Origin of the sequence: Pseudoroseomonas cervicalis ATCC 49957 (assembly GCF_000164635.1) — a bacterium.
GTDB lineage: Bacteria > Pseudomonadota > Alphaproteobacteria > Acetobacterales > Acetobacteraceae > Pseudoroseomonas > Pseudoroseomonas cervicalis.
On the sequence record NZ_GG770997.1, the window covers coordinates 1 to 1,456 of the forward strand.

General features: G+C 75.8%; 1 protein-coding gene. It reads right to left on the minus strand.

Translation table 11 applies throughout. From position 1 onward, the window contains the following. Positions 1 to 99: 99 nt before the first annotated feature. Positions 100 to 1,383, minus strand: coding sequence for a glycerate kinase type-2 family protein (locus tag HMPREF0731_RS21130; protein ID WP_007006278.1), 1,284 nt, complete (start codon positions 1,381 to 1,383; stop codon positions 100 to 102). Positions 1,384 to 1,456: the final 73 nt, after the last annotated feature.

Sequence of the window (1,456 nt, forward strand, 5' to 3'; positions counted from 1 at the left end):
GGCAGGGCGGCCGGCGGCCGGGGGGCGGGCCGGTCCGGCCCGCGACGATGCTCCAGGCGAGCCTGCGGCCCGTGTGCAGGCCACAGTTAAGCCATCGGCTCAGGCGATCAATATGGCCCGGAAATCGTTCACATTGGTCAAAGTCGGGCCGGTGACCACGGTATCGCCCAGCCGCTCGAACAGGCTGTGGCTGTCATGCCCCGCCAGCATGCCGCGCGGGTCGAGGCCGAGGCCACCCGCGCGGGCCAGCGTGTCCGGCGTGGCGATGGCGCCGGCGATGGCCTCCGACCCGTCGATCCCGTCCGTGTCGCCCATCAGCGCCCACAGGGAAGAATGCCCGGCGGCGGCCAGGGCGAAGCCCAGCAGGCATTCGCTGTTGCGCCCGCCCCGGCCGGGCTTGCTGCCGGGGCGGATGGTCACCGTGGTCTCGCCGCCCGAGAGCAGCAGGGCCGGCGCCGGCACCGGGTCGCCATGCGCCGCGGCGCTGCGGGCGATGCCAGCCAGCGCGGTGCCCAGCACCGCCGCCTCGCCCTCCAGCGCATCACCCAGGATCAGCGGCGTGAGGCCGAGGGCGCGGGCCTCCGCGGCGGCGGCCTGCAGCGCCATGCGCGGCGTCGCGATCATGCGGAACTCGGCGCGGGCCAGGCGGGGGTCGCCGGGCTTGGGGGTTTCCTCCACCGCCGCCTGCAGATGCGCCGCCACCTCGGGCGGCAGGTCGATGCCGTAATGCGCGACGATGCCGCGCGCCTCGGCGAAGCTGGACGGATCCGGCACGGTGGGGCCGGAGGCGATGACGATCGGCTCATCCCCCGGCACGTCGGAGATCGCCAGCGTCACCACCCGCGCCGGATGCGCCGCCGCCGCCAGCCGGCCGCCCTTGATGGCGGAGAGGTGGCGGCGCACGCAGTTCATCTCCTGGATGGTGGCGCCGGAGGCGAGCAGGGCGCGGTTCACCGCCTGCTTCTGGGCCAGTGTCAGCCCCGGCGCCGGCAGCGCCATCAGCGCCGAGCCGCCGCCCGAGATCAGCGCCAGCACCAGATCCTCCCCGGACAGCCCCCCGACCGCTTGCAGCATGCGGCGCGCGGCCGCCTCGCCGGCGGCGTCGGGCACGGGGTGGGAGGCCTCGACGACCTCGACCTGCTTGGTTTCCACCGCATGGCCATAGGGGCAGACCACCAGGCCGGAGAGCGGCAAATCGCCCCAGGCGGCCTCCACCGCCGCCGCCATCACCGCGGCCGACTTGCCGCCGCCCACCACGACGACGCGGCCGCTCGGCCGCTCGGGCAGGTGCCCGGCCAGCATGGCGCGCGGATCGGCGGCGCGGATCGCCGCGTCGAAGACGCGGCGCAGGGCGGCGCGGGCGGTGTCGTCGGTCCAGCTCATGCGGCGGTTCTTCCCTCGGTCAGCCGCGCCATTCTGCCGCCGCCCGCGCGCCAGCGCAAAACCGCCCCGCGCG

Coding starts and splice junctions, on each gene's coding strand:
- HMPREF0731_RS21130 (WP_007006278.1), bottom strand. CDS start 1,383: ATGAGCTGGACCGACGACACCGCCCGCGCCGCCCTGCGCCGCGTCTTC.